The sequence below is a fragment of the uncultured Bacteroides sp. genome, assembly GCF_902472605.1.
GTDB lineage: Bacteria > Bacteroidota > Bacteroidia > Bacteroidales > Bacteroidaceae > Phocaeicola.
The window spans coordinates 34,679-55,596 of the sequence record NZ_CABROP010000001.1; the positions used below are offsets into that span (position 1 = coordinate 34,679).

Below are 20,918 nucleotides of genomic sequence, written 5' to 3' on the forward strand. Positions count from 1 at the left end.
GTTAATAAATAGGAACCACTCGAATGTTGTCTATACAGATAGTCGGGGTACAAGCTGTTCCGGTTACTCCTCCGCTCCATACAAACAGAGTTAAACCTGTAATATCTGTTGACGACAAAGGAGAAACAGCGATACCTGTAGAGTTATAGCAGAAATCGGATAAAGGTACAGTCACCGTAGTCCAACCAGTAGTCGTGTAAGTACCTTCCGATTGCCAAGGAATCCATAAAGCACGAGGGAACGAATCACTTTGGAAAAACGAGTTATTCATATTAGCCCCACTCACCTCATCGTTGGTTGTCAGCATAATTTGTAATGCACATGCACTCCACGCGTCGGGCACATTAACTTCAAATTTTAACTGCAAGTTACTTAAATCCTCAAAATCAACCAATGTATTCAGATAAGGAGTTACAGCATCCCCATCTGGCCAGTATTCAAAAGCAAACTTACTATCTTCCCAAGAATCATTATCCAGATTTCCTTTGAAAATCAGATATTTACCATCTAATGAGGTAATATTTTCCAATGTTCCAATCGTAGCAGGATGCCATCCATGGTCTGTTGCGATAGCTTCATCCCCATCGTCATCGAAATCAAACAAGATGCCCTCTGTTTCCATATAGCGGAAAGTAGATTGTCCGGTCCCGTAAATTGATTCCACGTTCACATATCCTGTTGATGCGCCTTGAGGCACGACAAAGCTAACTGCATAGCGTGTCAGACTCTTAATTTCCGTAACCGGCACATCTCCAATTTTAATACTCAACGGCACATTCGGGTCATCGATGAAATAATCTCCATAAATTGTAGCCTCAGTACCCGGCTGGGCATATTCATTCGACATGGAAGTAATTTCAGGTCCGGAAACCAATACATTAAAATCATACGTCACCGTATCTTTGTCCTTATTCACCAAATAGATTTTATTGGTCACCACACTTGGAATCGTAGAAGGTACATCTACAATCAATGTATTATCCGTAATCAAACTTGTATTCAAGATTGCCTCCTGATCATTGAAGTAAAGTTCATACACACTACGCAAATTTTCTCCTACCAGACAAACCGTATTCGACATATACGCTCCGGTAATCAAAGAATCTGCCACTTCAGGATCTGTCATTCGCACATATCGTACGGTAGGCAATCCCTCTGCTATTTCATACTTATCCGGCTCATCTTCACAAGAAGTGAACATTGCCCCTGAAACAACTGCTCCCACCAGAAGCAGAGCTTTCATATATTTTACTGCTCTCATATTAATTCACTTAATTGATTAATAACTATATTCACTTCGCACATCCACATGAATCGGATCTTCCATCAAATGAGGATTAAACACCACATCTTCCGTTGGTAAGGGAAGTGTAAAACTAGATTCTGTTACATTCGGCTTTACCGCAGTCGGGTTATAACGGTGTTCATTGGGATTCACGGTGAAAGTACCAGTCTGATAATAAGTCTTATACAAGTCATCCAAGCCATAATATACATCCCGACGCTGGTTTGTCAGTTCATTGATTGCCTTCTGAGGATCATAGTAAGACAGACGTACAAAGTCATACCAGCGGTCTCCTTCACAAGCCAATTCCAAGCGTCGTTCTTTCCATACATCCTCCCAAGTAATTGAAGCAGGACGTGTATACGAACTGATTGCCCTATGACGTACCTGATAAAAAGCATCAATGGCAGATGCGTCTGTCGTGGAACCGTTATTACCGATTACAGCCTCCGCATAAATCAGATACACATCCGACAACCGCAACAGGTGCGTACTCAACTGACTATGCTGTGCAGATGCAGAGACCCCTGTTGCTGTCAGATGGTCATTCGCATTACCATACAGATGTTTGACAGAGTTGGCTCCAGTCGCACTCTGGAATTGCCCCGGACCTCCCAAGCCTTCTGTATCATAAATGAAATTAATATAATTGAAACCGCCTTTATCCTGCCAAAAGTAGTCATACACATCCCCACACATCATCATCGTAGCTTTCCGGCGAGTATCGCCATTATAACGTGTCGGGCTCAACGCATTCTCCCCAAAAGCATCCTGCAAATCCACCGACGGACCGTTATATCCTCCCCAACAGTCACCAAACTCATCAAATCCCGTGATAGCCAGACTTGACTGTAAGGCATTCTGACAGGTCCACGTATCAGAAGAAGCCGACCAATGCCAAGATAACAGGCATTCTTCATTAAAATTATTGGACAAACGGAATACGTCTGAATAATTCTCCAGCAAATGACGTCCTGAATTGTCAATCACATCTTTGGCATAAGCAGCCGCCTGCTTCAAATCCTCCTCATCTCTGGAACCGCTCATACCGTATCCAGACTTGGTCAGATAAACCTTTGCCAACAAACCTTTTGCTGTATATTGGTCAATACGGCCTTCTGAGTTCGTTTCCGGAAGCAACTCAATAGCCTTTTCCAACGTCATGATTATGTATTCATATACATCCGGAACCTGAACCTTGTATTTCTCATTATAATTGCCCGCCTCTATTTCTTCTGAATTGCTATGCACGATGGGAACAGCTCCAAACGTACGGACCAGATAGAAATAAGCCATTGCTTTCCAAACCAGACATTCACCGATGCAGGTGTTTTTCGTATCTTCATCCACCTCTGCAGCCTGCAATCTTTCACGAATCGTATTGGCATACGCATTGACCGACCACAAAGAGTAAGACATATTTATCAAGTCCTCATCCGTTCCATTCACTGTAAATGTCAAGTAAGGAGAAGAAAACCAATAGTAGTTTCCTGCCAAAACTTCACCAATTTTGAAAAAGCCCAACTGAAAATCAAACCAAGGAGAATTATACAACGGATTTACCCCTTGGAAACACTGTTCCTCATTCTGATAAAAATTGTCTACATTATACGAATCCTCAGCTGGCCGATCAAGGAAATCGTCGCAAGAAGACAAATTAGCTCCTAAAACTGTAGCTAATGCTATATATTTAATGGTATTTAATTTCATAACTTCATTTTTTAGAAAGAAACATTCAAACCGAAAGAATAAACGGTAGGAGAAGGGTAGCGTCCATTATCCAATCCATATACATTGGCACTGGATGTGCTGGCACCAATTTCAGGGTCATAACCACTGTATCCGGTAATGGTCAGCAAATTCTGTATATTTGCATATACACGCAAGTTCTCCAATCCCCATTTCTTTATCATCTTGGTTGGGAAAGTATATCCCAACGTAATATTCTTCAGACGAATATACGAACCATCTTCAATATATCGGTCGCTTATCCGGTCATTGTCGTTCGGATCCTGTATAGAAGAGCGTGGAGTTGATGTCTCAGGATTTGACACCCGTACGTTGGTTATGTCATCATACCAATTATACACCATTGTTCCATTTACCAGTACGCCACCTGAATAATCTTTAGTCTCATCTATCGGAACAATCTGGGCACGGTCCAATACTGTGGTCAGCTGGTTGGTCCATGATGAGTTCATGTGTGTCAGCTTCATCGCCAGATAATTATATACCTTATTTCCATAAGAACCATTAATAAACAGTGACAAATCAAAATTCTTATAACGGAACGTATTTGTCCATCCAAACGTAAACTTAGGCAGTGGAGAACCGATATTTGTACGGTCATTTTCATCAATCACCCCATCACCGTTCAAATCCTTGTACTTGATATCACCAACCCACACAGTATTCGTCCGGTTAAAGACTCCATTGGCCGGATACTTTTCAGGCTTGGCTGAGGTCTGCAGGTCTTCCAAGTCTTCATACACGCCATCACATACATAACCATAGAAATTATACAAAGACTCTCCTACATTCGTCACACTCACCACATCTGTCCACTGGCCATATCCCACAATCTGCGCATTGGCCGTTCCACTCAAGGCACGTAATTTATTTTTATTGAAAGAAATCTGGAAATCTGAATCCCATTCAAACGCTCCCACCAACGGATGTGTATTCAACGAGATTTCCCATCCCTTGTTTTCAATATCTCCATAGTTCCCCATTGGAGCAGACAAGACAGAAGAGGCATTCCCGGAAGTTCCCATATACGAAGGAAGCTGCAAAGACATCAACATATCCTTAGAAACCTTCTGATACCAGTCAACTACCAGGTTCACACGATTCTGGAAGAAGCCCAAATCTACTCCCACATTAAACTGTTCCTGTGTTTCCCACTTCACTCCTAAGTTTGCAATATTAGACTGACGGTAACCCAAGCCCAATCCGGTCGGCATTTTAGACATGCTGGCTCCCCATCGATAGCTACCAATATTTGAGTTACCAGTCTGTCCCCAGCCTAAACGCAGTTTTCCATTACTTACGACCGAACTAAGAGATTCAAAGAATTTCTCATTCGAAAAGCGCCATGAAGCAGCTACCGCATGGAATCCGGCCCAACGGTTATTCGGGCCAAAATTTGAAGAGCCATCATAACGATAAGTATAAGTAGCCAGATAACGGTCGGCATAATTATAGTTCAGACGTGTAAAGAAAGAAGCCATGGCCGCACTTCCGAAACCGGAATTAATGGAAGGAGTACCTGTACCTAAAGCCGGATTATGAACTATATCCGAAGGCAGGTTCGTATTTGCTACCGAAATATAATCATAATTAGACTCCCAACATTCCTGCCCCAGCATAGCTGTAAAATAATGTTTGCCAATCTGTCCGTTATAGGTCACATAATTTTTCAGTTGCCAGAAAGTACTGTTGTTTTTCTGGATAGAACTGTAATTACTGTCACGTTTCCAGTTTCCTAAGTCTACCTTGGGTTGATACCGTTCTCCTTTATTATAACTGATATCGTAACCAAATTCCGTATGCCAAGTCAGGTTCTTCATTAAAGTCACATCTGCAAAGATACTTCCGGTAAGTTTTTGCCGATACAACATAATCTCATCCATCATGGCCATGGCTATCGGATTCGGACTGGTGTATCCTTCACGCACAATAGAAGAATAATTACCGTCAATATCGTAAATAGGTATATCTGGCACAGTCTGCAACGAATAACTGATAATACCCTGGTCACTGTCTGCTAGCTTTAAATCATCTTTCGTAGAAGAATATGTAGCATTCAAACCAATCTTCAACCACGGCTTCAGTTGGGCATCCAGGTTTGTACGGAACGAGTAACGGTTAAAGCTGGAACCTATCAACGTACCATCCTGATCCATATAAGAACCAGACACATAGTACTTCACCTTTTCCGTTCCTCCCTGAGCTGAAATCTGGTGCTGATGCTGCAAAGCCGTACGGAACACCGCATCCTGCCAGTTTGTACCTGTACCCAACAAAGAAGGATCCGCATAAGTTGCGTTTTCTTCCAATTCACCCACTTCCACAAAATCATTATAGAAGCTGGCAAATTCACGCAGGTTCATCATATCCAGACGTTTTGTCTGCCGCTGTACGGCCAGCATACCGTCGTAAGTAAATTTAGCTTCCCCAGCTTTTCCTCGTTTGGTAGTAATCAAGACTACACCATTGGCACCCTGGGCTCCATAAATGGCAGTAGCCGAAGCATCCTTCAGAATTTCCATAGACACAATATCCGAAGGGTTAATGGTAGAAAGCGGAGAAATAGTAGAAACAGAACCGTTCCCCAGTGCATCACCTAATCCAAAATCAGAACCGGAAGAACCACCTCCCTGTACAATGACTCCATCAATCACATACAAAGGTTCCGCATTTGAATTGATGGTAGCTTGTCCACGCACACGAATGGAAGAAGACGATCCTGGCGCTCCAGAAGTACTGACAGCAGACACACCGGCAGCACGTCCCTGCAAAGACTGATCCAAGTTTGTAATAACAGAACCCTTTATTGCATCTTCACCTACAGAAACAGAAGCTCCGGAAAGGTCACTTTTCTTCATGGTACCATAACCTACTACCACTACCTCATCCAAGGTCTCAGAATCTTCCTTCAACACAATGTTCAAAGAGGTCTGATTCGTAATCTTTACAGTCTGCGTCACATAGCCAATATAAGAAATCTCAATCGTAGCCCCTGGAGAGACACTCAGCACAAAGTTACCGTCAATATCCGTAATCACCCCGTTAGTTGTTCCCTTTTCAAGAACATTTGCCCCAATCACAGTTTCACCGGTGGCATCTACCACCTTACCTTTGATCTGCGTTTTAGCCTGTTGCAGTACCTCCGATGCTTCAATTCCAGAAGCCTGCGCCTGATGCACGTTTCCCACAGAAATCATAGTAAGAGCACCAGCAACCAGCACACATCTTTTTACATTTTTATTCATAATGCACCATTTGTATGATTAATAACTCCTTAGTCCAATAGATAATATGTGAAAAGTCAACAAAGAATCCTCCCGACATAATATCAGATTCAAGTCATTTCTGTTTCAGTTCTTTTACAAACACAAAAGTAGAGATAATGAAACAGGAATAATGATATTATTTTATCCATCCTTTGCATATGCCGACATCTCATGTTTTCTCATTTTCCCAGTCTTTCTACATAAGACTTTACCAGCCTGATTGTGCTTGTATCTGAAGCAAACACAGAATTCAGTCCTTGCTGTTCCTGTGCGGGGTCACCCGTATAATCATCTCCCGGCATCCAATACTCATGTATTCCTGAAGGCTCTGCAAAGCCTCCCCATCCCCAGAAATTACATCCCATAAACAAAGAATGAGCGGTTGCATGATTGACTATCTGTTCAAACACAAACGTATAATACGCATTACGCGCCACGACCGGAGCCGACCTGTCAAAACAAAAATTATCTCTAGGATAACCAAACTCTTCCAGAACCAAAGGTTTCTGATACTTTTTTGCTATTATCAGATGCTCATCAATATATGCCTTCGAATTTCGTTCGGCCTTTTCCAAATTTGCCTGCAGACTATCTTTCGGCGCCCATCCCCAGTTATAAGGCCAGATATGAATATTCAGATAATCTATATTGGTATCCGCATGAATCTTTTCATACAAATCCATATCCATTTCACAGCCCCATTTGCCCTCACTTCCGGTAGACACCAGATGATTCGGATCCAGCGATTTTATCAAAGCAGCCGCCTCACTCATCCATTCTGCCAGCCCTTGCTTACTTTCTTGCGAAAAAGCGCGAGGCTCATTTCCTATCTGCCATGACATAATGGTAGGATCATCCACATAACGTTGCTTCGTATAACGGTTTGTGCGCCCCACCACCTTCTTCACATAATTTGCATACAGCGCTTTCGCACTGTCGGAGCGCACAAACTGACTGACAAAATCCCTATATGCTGCATAGCCATCAACCGCAGGAGCAGGAGCTTTACCATAACCTGCCCACTGTAGATACTGTCCATATCCTCCACTCCACTCCCAGGAATTATTCAAATAAAGTACGGCCAACATATCGCGCTTTGACATTTCTGCCAGAAGAAAATCAAGGCCGGCAAAAATCGTATCATTATATACCCCAGGAGCCTTCTGAAGTGTAGGTTCCACCTTGGCTGGCATCCCTTCTTCCCCATCCGAGCCAACCAAAATACGCAAATTATCTATTCCGATACTTTTCAGCGAGTCCAGTTCACGGCACAAACGCTCACGATTTCCTCCTCTACCTTCCGACCCTAAAATAGCTCCATACCACAAATTGGTGCCAATATAATAATAAGGTTTACCATGACGGATAAACTGCCCGTTTTCCATCCTCACAAAACGATTCTCCTCCTGAGGCCTCGCCACACAAGAGATGGCCAAACCACACCACACTAACAATAAAATGAATTTATGTTTTTGCATACCTATTAGATTTATCTTTATGGCCCAAAATTAGGAGGGAAAAACTTATAAAAATGATATAATCTTATCCAATATCCACCAAATACCTATTTCCCTGAAATATATATATTCCAGTCTCCATTAAAAAAAATCCCTTTTCCTGTTAATCTGACACGAGCAGGAAAAGGGAATTACTTTTGTAACAAAATGGGATTTCCATCAAATAATGATACGTTTTTTCCGATAATTGTCTCTAAACTCCTTCGGAGAGCAATCCTTCTTCTTCTTAAAAATACGGTTAAAATTTGACAGATTATTAAACCCGCACTCATAACAAATCTCAGCAACTGCCATTGTAGAGTCTACCAGCAAACGGGTCGCATGTCCCAAACGTAAATCTATAATGTAATCCGATAGATTCTTACCCGTACGCAACTTAAAGAAACGGCTGAACGAAACTTCTGTCATCCCCACCATATCGGCCAACAGTTTCAACTTGATTTCCTCCTGGTAATGCTTTTCTATATAATTTTGTACCTTTTGCACACGCCTACTGTCTGAATGTACCTCTATTTTGGCAAATGAAGAGCTCGACAAGGTACGTGCCTGATCGGTAAACAAAGACAACTCATAAAGTAAAGTAAAAAAATTCATAACCGCATAAAAACCTTTCATTTCAGGAAGCCTGTCAATAAGCGAATAGATTTTCATCATGGCATCCATGGGGAAACACAGTCCATTTTGTGCCTTTTCAAGCATTTTACGAATCATATCAAACTGATTGGTTTCCACCAGTCCACTCATGAAAGAAGGTACAAACTGAATGGTAATTTCCCGGATATCCGGCGAAGTACATGTATTCTGTTCCCAGACATGTTCCAAATCCGGACTGGTTATCAACACCAAATCATAATCTCCTATTACTTCCGCCGAATCGCCTACTATGCGACGTACCCCAGGCGCATGTTCCACAAAGTTCAGCTCAAATTCCCGATGACAATGCATCGGATAAGTAAACTCCTTTTTATGCCGGTCGGCAATATAAAAACAATCTTTATCTGAAAGTGGAGTGATTTCCCGTATAAAATTCTCATTCACTAATTTTCCCATAGTATTTTCAAATCAATTTATACATAAGGTTAGTTCCAGACTCTGCTTCCTTCACGCAAAAGTTCTCCGTTATTTTCATTTCCAGCAAAAATAAAATAAAAATGCATCCGAACAATCACTTCCTACCATCTATTTTCATGCTTTTACGACTGCCACCGGAATCCATAAAAAAACCGGGTCTGCCATACATCTTGCAAACCCGGTTTTTATATAAGAAGAATCTGATTATTCCCAGTCGTCCGTACGGAATGGATACAACGGCAACTCACGCAAATTAGCCACATTGCCCGGCTGGAAATCGCGGAAACAGTAACGTACCGCTACAGGCTGCGTCACCTTGTCGCAGGTCACCTTTATCTGCCGGTTGTTGAAAACTTCCGCTTTTGCCGGATAGAATACCTTGTCGCTTCCAGCTACTTCAAAACCTTCCATTCCCGACAGACGGTTGAAACCTTCCTCCGCATGGTCGAACGAGAGAATCACTGCTCCGTCTTTCACTTCCATTGACTTATAAACCGGCCCATATGCCTCAATACCCGGCACCTGATACGTCTTGCTCAAGGCCATATAAGCCAGACGTTTCCCCACATCGGTCTTATTTTTCGGATGTACATTTTTCATTTCATAAGGTTCCACCAGGTCATTGGTCGATATCATGCCACTGTTCGGGATGAGCGCCTGTGCCTTGAACTGTGCCTCACGCAGATAGGCACAACCAGTAGTCTCCGTAGAGTTGAAAGGCGCAATCTCCACATAATAGAATGGAAGTTCGCCCAGCCCCCATTCCTTACGCCAGAGCTCCACCATTGTTTTCAACCGCTCGCCATAAGTCTTGTGCTTTCCGACATTCGATTCGCCCTGATACCACAGGAAACCTTTAATCGTATAATTCTGCAACGGCTTGAGCATACCGTTATACATCAATGTCGGACTCAGGTAATGCCACCAGTCATGTCCGTCTTCCTTACGAATATCCTTCTTCAAATCAATATCAGGGTACTGTGCCACAATTTCACGGGGCAACCAGCCTTCTACCATAGAGCCACCCCAGCTACAGTTGATGATTCCCACCGGAATATCCAGCACCTGGTTCATCATCATGGCGAAATTGAAAGCCGTGGCACTGAAAGCCGGCGCATTTTCCGGATTGCTCACCTTCCAGCTTCCCTTACACTCGTCAACAGGCTGCAGCTGTCCGTTCTTTTCGACAGTGGCTACCCGGATGCCTTTCCACTTCGAGGCAGTGGCAATGGTTTCATTGGCTCCGGCTATCGGACAATTCTCAAAACCCCGCAAAGGCATCTCCATGTTCGACTGTCCCGAGCAAAACCACACTTCTCCTACCAGCACATTGTTCAGTTTCACTTCCTCTCCATCGGAAATGGAAATCGTATAGGTCTGGTAACTGGCCGTCGGTGTCTGGATTTTAACCACCCACTTTCCTTCGGCATCGGCAGTCACCTTATACACCTCTTGGTTCCACGACGGACGGATGCTCACTTCGGCATTGGCCTTCGCCTTGCCCCACAGACAAGCCTCAGTCTGTTGTTGCAGCACCATGTTGTCACTCACAATGTCGGGCAACGTAATCTTACCCCACGCACCAGCCTGCATTAGCAGCAGGCAGGCACTTACAATCCATTTCTTCATTTTTACGTGATATTTAAAATACATTCTATTCCCATTTCATCAAATCCTTCAGGAAGGCAGTCAGTTCACATGCCATTTTCTGATGTTGCCGCATAGAAGGATGATAGCTGGCTCCTATTCCCAATGACCCCGTCTGAGGAGACATATCAAAACGGTAAACCACTCCATCTCCCTTTGCATGCATTTCACGAACCACGGTATCCATTGCCTTTTTCACATCCTCCAGCGGCTTCCCGTTCATCATGGAACCGGTCAGCAGCACCAGTTTCGCCTTCGGATAAATGGCACGAAGCCGTTTCATGAAACCCCGATACCCTTCAGTCAGCAAATGCATATCATAATTGTCCAGACTGGTATCATTTGTCCCCAGATTGATACAAACCACATCAGGCGTATAAAGCGCGTGATTCCAGTGCTCTGTAGAATCCATGAACAAGGTCTGTTCATACATGGCAGGCAGACAATCCTTACTGCCCTCACGGGGAGCCCCATAATTGCGATAGATTCCGATTCCCGAGCGGGCTACCACCAGATGCTGTGCCTGCAAGGCTCTGGCCGTACGGGCCGCATACGTATAGAAATGATTTTCCGTTTCATAGGAAAAAGGGTCGGAAGGATTCTCCGATTCCACTCCATAACCACATGTAATAGAATTACCGATAAACTCTATGCGACGCTCCGGTAATACCGGAGCCTCTGCCAGACGGCATCCTTTATCCAAATAAAATCCTTTGAATGACGGCTTCAGTTCGTAGCCTTCTACCACATACATGATACGCACCCGATGCACACCCGCCAAAAGACCTTCGGCCAGCGTTTGAACAGAGTCTTTTTCAGCAAAGTTTATCCGGAAAGGAAGCTGCTCATCTATCTCCACCATGAAAGAGCCGCATCCGGGACTTGTCAGCATCTGCAAGGAAGTGCCCTCAAAATTGGCAAAGATGCTCACTCCCGGATAAGTGAAACGAACGGCATGGGGAATACGTTTGCTGATTCTCCCCATATACACAATATTTTCATCATCAGAAGAAACAAAGTCTTTAGACGGGGGCAAACAGCCTGCCCAAATCGGTAGGAATCCTCCGAGCAAAATCGCACTAAGCGCAAAACAGAACAAAAATCGGTTGTTTCTCATAATATCATTTTTCCTTTTCACAAAGATAGCCATCTCTTTCTATTCCGCTTGATACTTTCTTATCTAAATTTCCTCAAATTATCTTTTAACCTTCCCACATTTTTTCCACATCTCCCCTGCATTTTCTATGTTTCCCGAAGCGGAGACGTACGTTTCCCGGTGCGGAAACATACATTTCGGCCATGGAAAACATACGTTTTCCTTAAGGGAAACATAAAAAACAAACGGGAAATAACGTATAAATGCCCGTATGTTTCACCAAATGGCTACGTTCCTTCCTCCGAACAGCCAAAATAAATTCCATTATATAGCCAGACTCTCATTTTTAATTATAACTTTGCGAATATAGAACTCAAACTTGTAAAATATGAAAGTAGCGATTATCGGAGCCGGAAACATGGGAGGTGCCATTGCCCGTGGACTGGCCAACGGACATTATATCCAGGCACAACAGATAACGGTATCCAACCCCAGTGCCGGAAAACTGAATGCGCTTAAAACAGAATTTCCCGCCATCCACGTGACCCATTCCAACAAAGAGGCCGCAGAGGATGCCGACATTGTCATCATCGCCGTAAAGCCTTGGAAAGTGGAAGAAGTGCTAAAACCTTTAAGATTGAGACATCCGCAAATCTTGGTATCAGTGGCTGCCGGACTGACCATTGAAGACCTGGCACATTTCGTAGACCCGGAGATGCCAATTTTCCGCGTCATCCCGAACACCGCCATTTCAGAAGGCGCCAGCATGACCCTGATTGCCGCACGCAACGCTTCGGAAGAGCAGATTGCAGGCATGACTTCCCTGTTCAATGAAATGGGACGCTCCATGCTGATTGACGAAAAACTGTTTGCTGCTGCCACCTCATTGACTTCCTGCGGCATCGCTTACGTGCTGAAATACGTGCAGGCTGCCATGCAGGCAGGAGTAGAGCTTGGCATCAAACCTCACGATGCACAGACCATGCTGGCACAGACCCTGGAAGGAGCTGCCCAACTGTTGCTGAACAACGAACACGCCCATCCGGCCACTGAAATTGAAAAGGTCACCACTCCGGGAGGAATCACCATCAAAGGCATCAACTCACTGGAACACGACGGATTCACCTCAGCGGTCATTCGTGCCATTAAGGCCAGCCTCTAAAAACAATACAGGGAGCTTCATGCTCCCTTTTTATTCCCTAACCTAAATCAAATCGACATGAAAAACAATATCCTTATCACGATGGGTATCCTCGTATTGCTGGGCATCGCCATACAAGGTGTTTTCGGAATTATCACGGGAATACTCCTCTCTGCCATCTTAGGAATTATTTACGGGGCCGTCAAGAGAAATAAACAATTCCTTCGCTGGTCGGTCATCGCATTGACCATCGACATACTTTGCATCATCTTTTTCTATTTCTGCCTGATTCAATCGGGTATGTAGCCTTACTTCACAAATCCCTTTTTGGCCCATTTCAGGCTGTTCCAGCGTTTCACGAAGATAAAGGCACGGATGTTCTCATCAAGCAGGAAGGCACACCACATACCCACCAGTCCCCATCCCCAATGGATGCCGAGCAGGTAGCTCAACCCGACGGACACTGTCCACTGTACGACCAACCCTACATAGAAAGGGAAATTCACATCACCCGCCGAACGCAAGGCATTCGTGGCATAAATGTTCACGGCACGTCCAATCTCCACAATCACATCGACTATCAGGATGGTCACTCCCAACCGAATGATATTCTCGTTCTTGGTCAGCAGACTGAAGATGGTATGCCCGAAAATGGCCCAGATACACGAAAGTATCAAAGAGACCAGGATGGACAGACGCATCACATATTTTCCCAACAGATAGGCCGCACGTATCTTCTTCTGCCCTACCAGATGCCCGATACTGATGGCTCCACCTTGTGCCATGGCGATGGCAAACAAGTAGACAAACATAGTGGTATTGACCGTATAGGTACGGGTAGCCAGCGAATCATTTCCCAAAATATTGATCAGATAGGTAATCACCACCTGCGAGAAGCTGTACGACATGTTCTCCCCGGCAGAAGGCAATCCCACCTTCAACAGGTTCTTCAGTTCTTTCCAAGGGAAAGGCCGGAACAGGGCCAGCGGGAAAGAAGGAATATGTTTCTTGAACAGGATAACAAACAACACAATCATGCTGACGCCTCGGGCAATGGAGGTAGAAATAGCCGCTCCTTCCGCTCCCAAGGCCGGAAATCCGAACTTACCAAAAATCAGGGAATAATTGCCGATGATGTTCATCACATTGACCAACACCGTAACCAGCATGGGATAGATAGCCTTGTTCGCACTACGAAGCGAAGCAGATATGGTCAGCGAGATGGCCTGGAAAAAAGCAAAGGCCCCTACAATTTCCATGTACCCGATACCGTACTTCAACAACTCCGGACGCAATCCCATCCATCCTAACAACGTGGCCGCCCCATAATGCAAAATGGCACTGACCAGTATACCTACCACCAAGTTCAGCAGCAAGGCCACTCCCACCACCTGCACCATTTTATTCTTCAGCCCCGCTCCAAGGTACTGCGAACACAGCACGGAAGTACCGATATTGATTACCTCGAAGATGAGGAAAGCAAACATCACAATCTGGTTGACCACTCCTACTGCCGCCACACTCTCGTCCGAGTACTGGCTCAGCATGATGGTGTCTACCGCCCCCAACATCATGATCAATAAAGTCTCTATAAAAATAGGAATCACGAGCTTCGTCAAGCCCTTCCGGATGTTTGTTTGTTGAATAGCCTGTTCCACGTGTTTACTCTCTAAAAACGTGGCAAAATTACAATATTTACCGCAGAGAGTGGCTTGATATAGGTCAATTTAAAGGTAGAAACCCCATAATGCACTATTTTCCCCCTTTTATTGACTATTTTCCCCCTTATGTTATTTATAAAGTATGATTTTTGTAACACTTAAAAATGAATATTATGAAATCCAAACGATTTTTACTTATCCTTTTAGCATGTGTTTGCATTCCATTCAGCTTATGGAGTAATCCTGTCGACGGACTTTTGGAAAGAATTTGCCCGGGGTCATCCCACAAGTTCATTATACAATTACAAAAAGGAGGAAACGACTTTTTCGAACTTGACCAGAAAGGCAACAAAGTCGTCATCCGCGGTAATAATTATGTAAACATCGCCACCGGCCTCAACTGGTACCTGAAATACTACGCAGGTATTCATCTTTCCTGGAACGGAATGACCGCCCAGTTGCCGGAAAACCTGCCGAAAGTATCCACTCCGGTCCGCAAGGAAACCAACCTCTCCTTGAGATACGATTTCAACTATTGTACCTATTCTTATACCATGGCATTCTGGGACTGGAACCGTTGGGAAAAGGAAATTGACTGGATGGCGTTGCACGGCATCAATCTTCCACTCGCAGTCGTAGGTCAGGAGTGTGTATGGAAGAACATGCTGACCAAATTAGGTTATACAAAAGAAGAAATCAATAAATTCATTGCAGGACCTGCTTTTCTGGCATGGTGGGCCATGAACAACCTGGAAGGATGGGGCGGTCCCAATCCAGACAGCTGGTACACACAGCAGGAAGCCTTGCAGAAAAAGATTTTGAAACGCATGCGTGAATACGGTATCGAACCGGTATTCCCAGGCTATTCAGGTATGGTTCCCCACGATGCCAATAAAAAACTGGGATTGAATGTAACGGAACCCGCATTATGGAACGGATTCACCCGTCCGGCTTTCCTGCTTCCTACAGATGCACGCTTTAATGAAATTGCTTCCTTATATTATAAAGAACTGGAAAAATTATTCGGCAAAGCCAACTACTACTCCATGGACCCGTTCCATGAACTTGAAGATGCAGGAAGCGTAGATTTCGACGCTGCCGGAAAAGCCGTACTTAAAGCCATGAAGCAAGCCAATCCGAAGGCCACATGGGTTATTCAAGGATGGACAGAAAATCCGCGTCCGGAAATGATCAAGAACCTGAACAACGGAGACATCCTGATTCTGGACTTGTTCAGCGAATGCCGCCCGATGTGGGGTATCCCTTCTATCTGGAAACGCGAAAAAGGATACGAACAGCATAACTGGCTGTTCTGCATGATAGAAAATTTCGGAGGTAACGTAGGCTTGCACGGACGTATGGACCAGTTGCTGAACAATTTCTATCTTACCAAGAACAATCCGCTGGCTGCTCACCTGAAAGGTATCGGCCTGACCATGGAAGGCAGTGAAAACAATCCGGTAATGTTCGAACTGATGTGCGAACTTCCCTGGCGTCCAGAGAAATTCACCAAGGAAGAATGGCTGAAAGGCTACATCAAGGCACGTTACGGCACATACGATGAAACAGTAGCCAAAGCATGGAACATTTTGGCAAACGGTATCTATAACTGTCCGTTCGGTAACAACCAACAGGGAACCCACGAATCCATCTTCTGCGGCCGTCCAAGCCTGAACAACTTCCAGGCTTCCAGCTGGTCAAAAATGGAAAACTATTATGACCCGACTACCACCGAAGATGCGGCCCGCCTGATGCTGGAAGCAGCCGACAAGTTCAAAGGCAACAACAACTTTGAATATGACCTGATTGATATCGTCCGCCAGTCTTTGTCAGACAGAGGACGTATCGTCTACAACCAGACAGTAGCCGACTTCAAGAGCTTCGACAAGAAAAGCTTCGCGGCTCACTCTCTGGAATTCCTGAACATCCTGCTGGCACAAGATCAACTGCTGGCTACAAGAAGCGAGTTCCGCGTTGGACGCTGGATTGAGCAGGCCCGCAATTTAGGAACTACTCCGGAAGAAAAAGACCTGTATGAATGGAATGCCCGCGTACAAATCACCACTTGGGGCGACCGTGTATGTGCCAATGACGGAGGTCTTCGCGACTATGCGCACAAAGAATGGAACGGCATACTGAAAGATTTCTACTACAAACGCTGGGCAGCCTACTGGCAGACCCTCCAGGATGTATTGGATGGAAAACCGATGGTAGAGCTGGATTATTATGCCATGGAAGAACCATGGACAGTGGCTCACAACCCGTATGCGGCAAAAGGAGAAGGCGATTGCATTACTGTAGCAAAGGAAGTTTTCAACAAGGTATTCAAAGATAAATAAAGAATCGGGAAAAACACATTTAAACAGAAGGTACGATGAAAAGACTTGTGTCACTTGATGTATTACGCGGCATCACGGTATGCGGCATGATTCTGGTAAACAATGCCGGAGGGCCTGTTTCGTATGCTCCTTTGCGCCATTCCGTATGGAACGGCCTGACTCCATGTGACCTGGTCTTTCCGTTCTTCCTGTTCATGGTAGGTATTTCCACTTACATTTCTCTTCGGAAGTTCGACTTCAAGCCCTCGCAGGATGTGGTCAAAAAGATTTTCCGTCGGACTTTCCTCATCATCCTTATCGGATTGGGTATCGAATGGTTCGGCTATGCCTGCAAAGGAGAATTTTTCCCGATAGACACGCTGCGTATTCCCGGTGTGCTGCAACGCATCGGTTTGTGCTACGGTATTGTATCACTGATGGTCATCTACATCCGCCACAAGTATCTTCCTTGGATTGCCGGCGGTCTGTTGGTCGTTTATTCCATTATCCTCCTGACAGGAAACGGCTATGCCTGTGATGACACCAACATCCTGGCCGTCATCGACAGAGGCATTTTCGGAGAAGCCCATCTTTACAAGAAAAGCCCGATTGATCCGGAAGGGCTGGTGGCCACCATTTCCGCAGTAGCCCACACCCTCATCGGATTTTTGTGCGGCAAGCTCCTTTTGGAAAAGATTTCCATCAACCAACGCATTGTCAAACTGATTTCAGTAGCAGTGGTGATGCTGGCTGTCGGTTATATCCTCTCTATCTGGATGCCCCTCAACAAACGAGTATGGTCTACAAGTTTTGTACTTGTGACCTGTGGATGGGGTTCCTTACTTCTCGCTCTGCTCATCTATGTGATAGACGTGAAGGAAGTGAACAAAGGCTGGACCTTCTTCTTGGTCTTCGGCATGAATCCGCTCTTCCTTTATGTGCTTAGCGAAGTAGTAGCCATTGCATTCTCCGAATGGAACATACGGCAACCTATTTACCAAGCTATCAATACCCTATTTACGGACGAATATTTTGCTTCCCTCATTTACTCTCTCCTCTTCTGTGGAGTAATGGGACTGACCGGATATATCCTACATAAGAAAAAGATTTATATCAAAATATGATTTTAAAAACTAACCTTTTAAAAATCTAAGTTTATGTGTAAAGTACAATTGAAAAATGCAAGACTAAGGCCATTTGTTTTATTCATGGCTCTTTTTCTGATGAATGTCTCATGGGCATTCGCGCAACTCACAGTTACAGGAAACGTACAAAGTACGACAGGTGAACCGTTAATCGGTGTAAACGTTGTGGAAAAAGGCACCACCAACGGAACCGTTACCGACTTGGACGGTAACTACACCCTTCGAGTAGCTAAGGGCAAGACCCTTGTATTCTCTTATATCGGCTTCTTGTCACAGGAAGTGGTAGTAAACAATGCCAAAGTAAATGTAACCATGAAAGAAGATACAGAAACTTTGGACGAAGTCGTAGTTATCGGTTACGGTAGCATGGCCCGTAAGGATGTAACCAGTTCTATCACCTCAGTAAAAGCTGACCAGTTGAACGTCGGTGTATACTCTGATGCAGCCAGCATGTTGCAAGGTAAAGTTGCCGGATTGAGCATCACTACTTCAGGTGACCCGAACGGTTCTCCGAGTATCACCTTGCGTGGTTCTTCTTCTTTACGTACCGGTCAGGCTATGCAGCCTTACTATGTAATCGATGGTATTCCGGGTGTAGATATCTCTTTGGTAGCTCCTGATGATATCGAAAGTATTGATGTACTTCGTGATGCTACTGCAACTGCCATCTACGGTTCAAAAGCTGCCAACGGTGTAATTATCGTCAATACCAAGAAAGGTAAACACGGAGCAGAACGCACTAACGTAAGTTATAGCGGTTATGTAGCATTTGATAAAATTCTCAATACCCTGGAGATGGCTACTGCCGATGATTTGCGTGCATACTATTCCCAGAAGGGTGAAGAACCAAAGAATGACTTGGGCGCCAACACCAACTGGCAGGATGAAGTTCTCCGTACAGCTATCAGCCATAATCACAACCTCTCCATCAACGGTGGTTCTGGTAAGACTACTTACATGGCCAGCCTTAACTATCAAAACCGTGAAGGTGTAATCAAAGGCTCCAGCATGGACCGATTGAATGTCCGTTCTCTTGTCACTACAAAAGTCCTGAAAGACCGTTTGGAGATTTCAGCCGGTGTAAATGCCAGATATGGTAAAGCCATTGGCGTTCCGATGAATAATGAAGGTGCATCTGTATTGGATGCTATGAACTACTTCTCACCTGGACTACCGGTTAGAAATGAAGACGGTTCATGGAGTACAGCTCTTACAGGTTCTAAGAATTATAACCCATTGTCACTGATTTATGAAGATACATCAGAGACTATTTATAAGAATACACAGTTGTTAGGTAAAGCAAGTCTGGAAATTATTGAAGGACTGAAATGGAACGTCAACTACTCATTTACAAATAATCAGAGTACTTACAGTGCATACGACACTCATAAAACACAGCTTGAAGGAGTAAGTGCTTACAACGGTCAGGCAAGACGTAATACTTACTTCGGCCACGAACACATCTTCGAAACTTACGGTAACTACGACGCAACTTTCAATGACATTCACAAACTGTCATTGATGGTGGGTTATTCTTGGGAAGAAAAGATGTCTAACGATGGTTTTGGTTTGACTGTACATGATTTCTACGATGACATGCTGAAATGGAATCAGCTTACATACGCAAGTACAATTGATGGTATTCCTGCTGTAGAAAGTGGTACTAAGGAAACTATCCGCAACATATCTTTCTATGGTCGTGCAAGCTATTCATTCAACAGTAAATATATGATTCAGGCAACTATTCGCCGTGATGGTTCTTCTGTATTTGGTAAGAATAATCAATGGGGTACCTTCCCTTCAGTCAGCGTTGCATGGAACATTACTGAAGAAGAATTTATGAAAAACCAGAATTTGTTCGATAACTTGAAGTTCCGTTTGGGATATGGTGTCAGTGGTAACGCTTTGGGCTTCGGCGCTTATACAGCAGTAGAGACTTACGGTGCATCTGGTTTCTTCAATTATAATGGTAAACAGTGGCGTACACTGGCTGCCACCAAGAATGCAAACCCGGATTTGAAATGGGAAACTACCGGAATGTTCAATGTAGGTCTTGACTACGGACTCTTTAACGGTCGTCTGAATGGATCTATCGAATACTATTACAAGAAAACAAACGATTTGATTTGGAATTATCCGGTATCTACCAATATATATCCATTTGGTGATATCGCAGCCAATGTGGGTGAAATTACCAATAAAGGTATTGAAGTTTCTATCAATGCTGTTCCTGTTCAGACTAAAGACTTTACATGGAATACTACTGTAACTCTTTCTCATAACAAGAACACTGTAAACAGATTGTCTAACGACAAGTATGAAGTAGGTGTATTTACACAAGGTGACCCAATGGTAGCCGGAGTATCTTCTGAAGGTTATACACAACGTATCATCGAAGGCCAGCCTCTTGGAACATTCTTTACATACGAATTTGCAGGCTTCAACGATAATAACGAAGCTACATATTATGTAAGAGATGAAAATACGGGCGAACGTACAGGAGAAACAACCACTACTCCAGGTTATAAAGACCGTACAATTACCGGTTGTGCACAGCCGAAGCTGAACTTTGGATGGAACAACACATTCAACTATAAGAACTGGAACGCTACAGTATTCTTTACAGGAGTTTTCGGTAATGATATCTACAACGGAACCCGTGCCAACTATATGAGCCCTGAAATGTTGTCAGGAGGTAAGAATGTATTGAAGGAATTCCTTGAACATCCTACTACTTCTGGTAGTTTGCCATCTGACCGCTTCATTGAAAGTGGTTCCTACCTGCGTCTGAGCACTCTTTCTATCGGTTATACTTTCAAGAACTTTAATGGCTGGTTGCAGAACCTGCAATTATATGTAACTTGCAATAATCTATTTACTATTACTGGTTACAAAGGACTTGACCCAGAAGTAAACATGGGTGGTATCGATCCAGGTGTTGATTATCGTTGGAGCGCATATCCTCACACTCGCACCACAATGGTTGGGTTAAAGATCAATTTCTAATTTATCAATATAGACA

General features: G+C 44.1%; 13 protein-coding genes. 5 read left to right on the forward strand and 8 right to left on the reverse strand.

The features are described from left to right. Position 1: 1 nt before the first annotated feature. The 7 genes from RDP42_RS00155 to RDP42_RS00185 all read right to left on the reverse strand — a co-directional run bounded on the left by RDP42_RS00155 (position 2) and on the right by RDP42_RS00185 (position 11,520). A complete protein-coding gene (locus tag RDP42_RS00155; RefSeq protein ID WP_308762041.1) occupies positions 2-1,261 on the reverse strand; it encodes a glycan-binding surface protein in 1,260 nt (419 codons plus the stop codon). Positions 1,262-1,279: 18 nt separating this feature from the next. Then, entirely contained in the window at positions 1,280-2,995 is a 1,716-nt protein-coding gene (locus RDP42_RS00160; RefSeq protein ID WP_308762042.1) for a RagB/SusD family nutrient uptake outer membrane protein, read from the reverse strand. An 11-nt stretch (positions 2,996-3,006) separates the two neighbouring features. Beyond that, the gene (locus RDP42_RS00165) at positions 3,007-6,279 is read right to left on the reverse strand and encodes a TonB-dependent receptor (protein WP_308762043.1); all 3,273 of its coding nucleotides are present in this window, start codon (positions 6,277-6,279) and stop codon (positions 3,007-3,009) included. Between the two features lie 200 nt (positions 6,280-6,479). Further along, positions 6,480-7,778 (reverse strand): glycoside hydrolase family 2 TIM barrel-domain containing protein, encoded by a 1,299-nt coding sequence (locus RDP42_RS00170; RefSeq protein ID WP_308762044.1) that lies wholly within the window; start codon positions 7,776-7,778, stop codon positions 6,480-6,482. A gap of 198 nt (positions 7,779-7,976) precedes the next feature. Then, entirely contained in the window at positions 7,977-8,867 is an 891-nt protein-coding gene (locus tag RDP42_RS00175; RefSeq protein ID WP_308762045.1) for an AraC family transcriptional regulator, read from the reverse strand. Positions 8,868-9,092: 225 nt separating this feature from the next. Next, the gene (locus tag RDP42_RS00180) at positions 9,093-10,517 is read right to left on the reverse strand and encodes a sialate O-acetylesterase (protein ID WP_308762046.1); all 1,425 of its coding nucleotides are present in this window, start codon (positions 10,515-10,517) and stop codon (positions 9,093-9,095) included. 25 nt (positions 10,518-10,542) lie between these two features. Beyond that, entirely contained in the window at positions 10,543-11,520 is a 978-nt protein-coding gene (locus tag RDP42_RS00185) for an SGNH/GDSL hydrolase family protein (protein ID WP_308762047.1), read from the reverse strand. A gap of 499 nt (positions 11,521-12,019) precedes the next feature. On the opposite strand from RDP42_RS00185, the gene proC reads away from it, so the two are divergent. Next, positions 12,020-12,793 (forward strand): pyrroline-5-carboxylate reductase, encoded by a 774-nt coding sequence (gene proC / locus RDP42_RS00190; protein WP_308762048.1) that lies wholly within the window; start codon positions 12,020-12,022, stop codon positions 12,791-12,793. 57 nt (positions 12,794-12,850) lie between these two features. Continuing rightward, positions 12,851-13,078, forward strand: coding sequence for a hypothetical protein (locus RDP42_RS00195; RefSeq protein ID WP_308762049.1), 228 nt, complete (start codon positions 12,851-12,853; stop codon positions 13,076-13,078). Positions 13,079-13,080: 2 nt separating this feature from the next. On the opposite strand, the gene RDP42_RS00200 is transcribed toward RDP42_RS00195, so the two are convergent. Beyond that, on the reverse strand, positions 13,081-14,430 hold the full coding sequence (locus RDP42_RS00200; RefSeq protein WP_308762050.1) for an MATE family efflux transporter: 1,350 nt from the start codon (positions 14,428-14,430) through the stop codon (positions 13,081-13,083). Between the two features lie 176 nt (positions 14,431-14,606). Here RDP42_RS00200 and RDP42_RS00205 point away from each other — a divergent pair, with 176 nt between their 5' ends. The 3 genes from RDP42_RS00205 to RDP42_RS00215 are packed head-to-tail and all read left to right on the forward strand — an operon-like array spanning position 14,607 to position 20,902. Further along, positions 14,607-16,772: an alpha-N-acetylglucosaminidase gene (locus RDP42_RS00205; protein WP_308762051.1), complete on the forward strand. Its 2,166-nt coding sequence runs from the start codon at positions 14,607-14,609 to the stop codon at positions 16,770-16,772. A gap of 35 nt (positions 16,773-16,807) precedes the next feature. Further along, entirely contained in the window at positions 16,808-17,875 is a 1,068-nt protein-coding gene (locus RDP42_RS00210; RefSeq protein ID WP_308762052.1) for a heparan-alpha-glucosaminide N-acetyltransferase domain-containing protein, read from the forward strand. A 33-nt stretch (positions 17,876-17,908) separates the two neighbouring features. Continuing rightward, positions 17,909-20,902 carry a TonB-dependent receptor gene (locus RDP42_RS00215; RefSeq protein WP_308762053.1) on the forward strand — a complete coding sequence of 998 codons (2,994 nt, stop codon included), beginning with the start codon at positions 17,909-17,911 and terminating at the stop codon, positions 20,900-20,902. Positions 20,903-20,918: the final 16 nt, after the last annotated feature.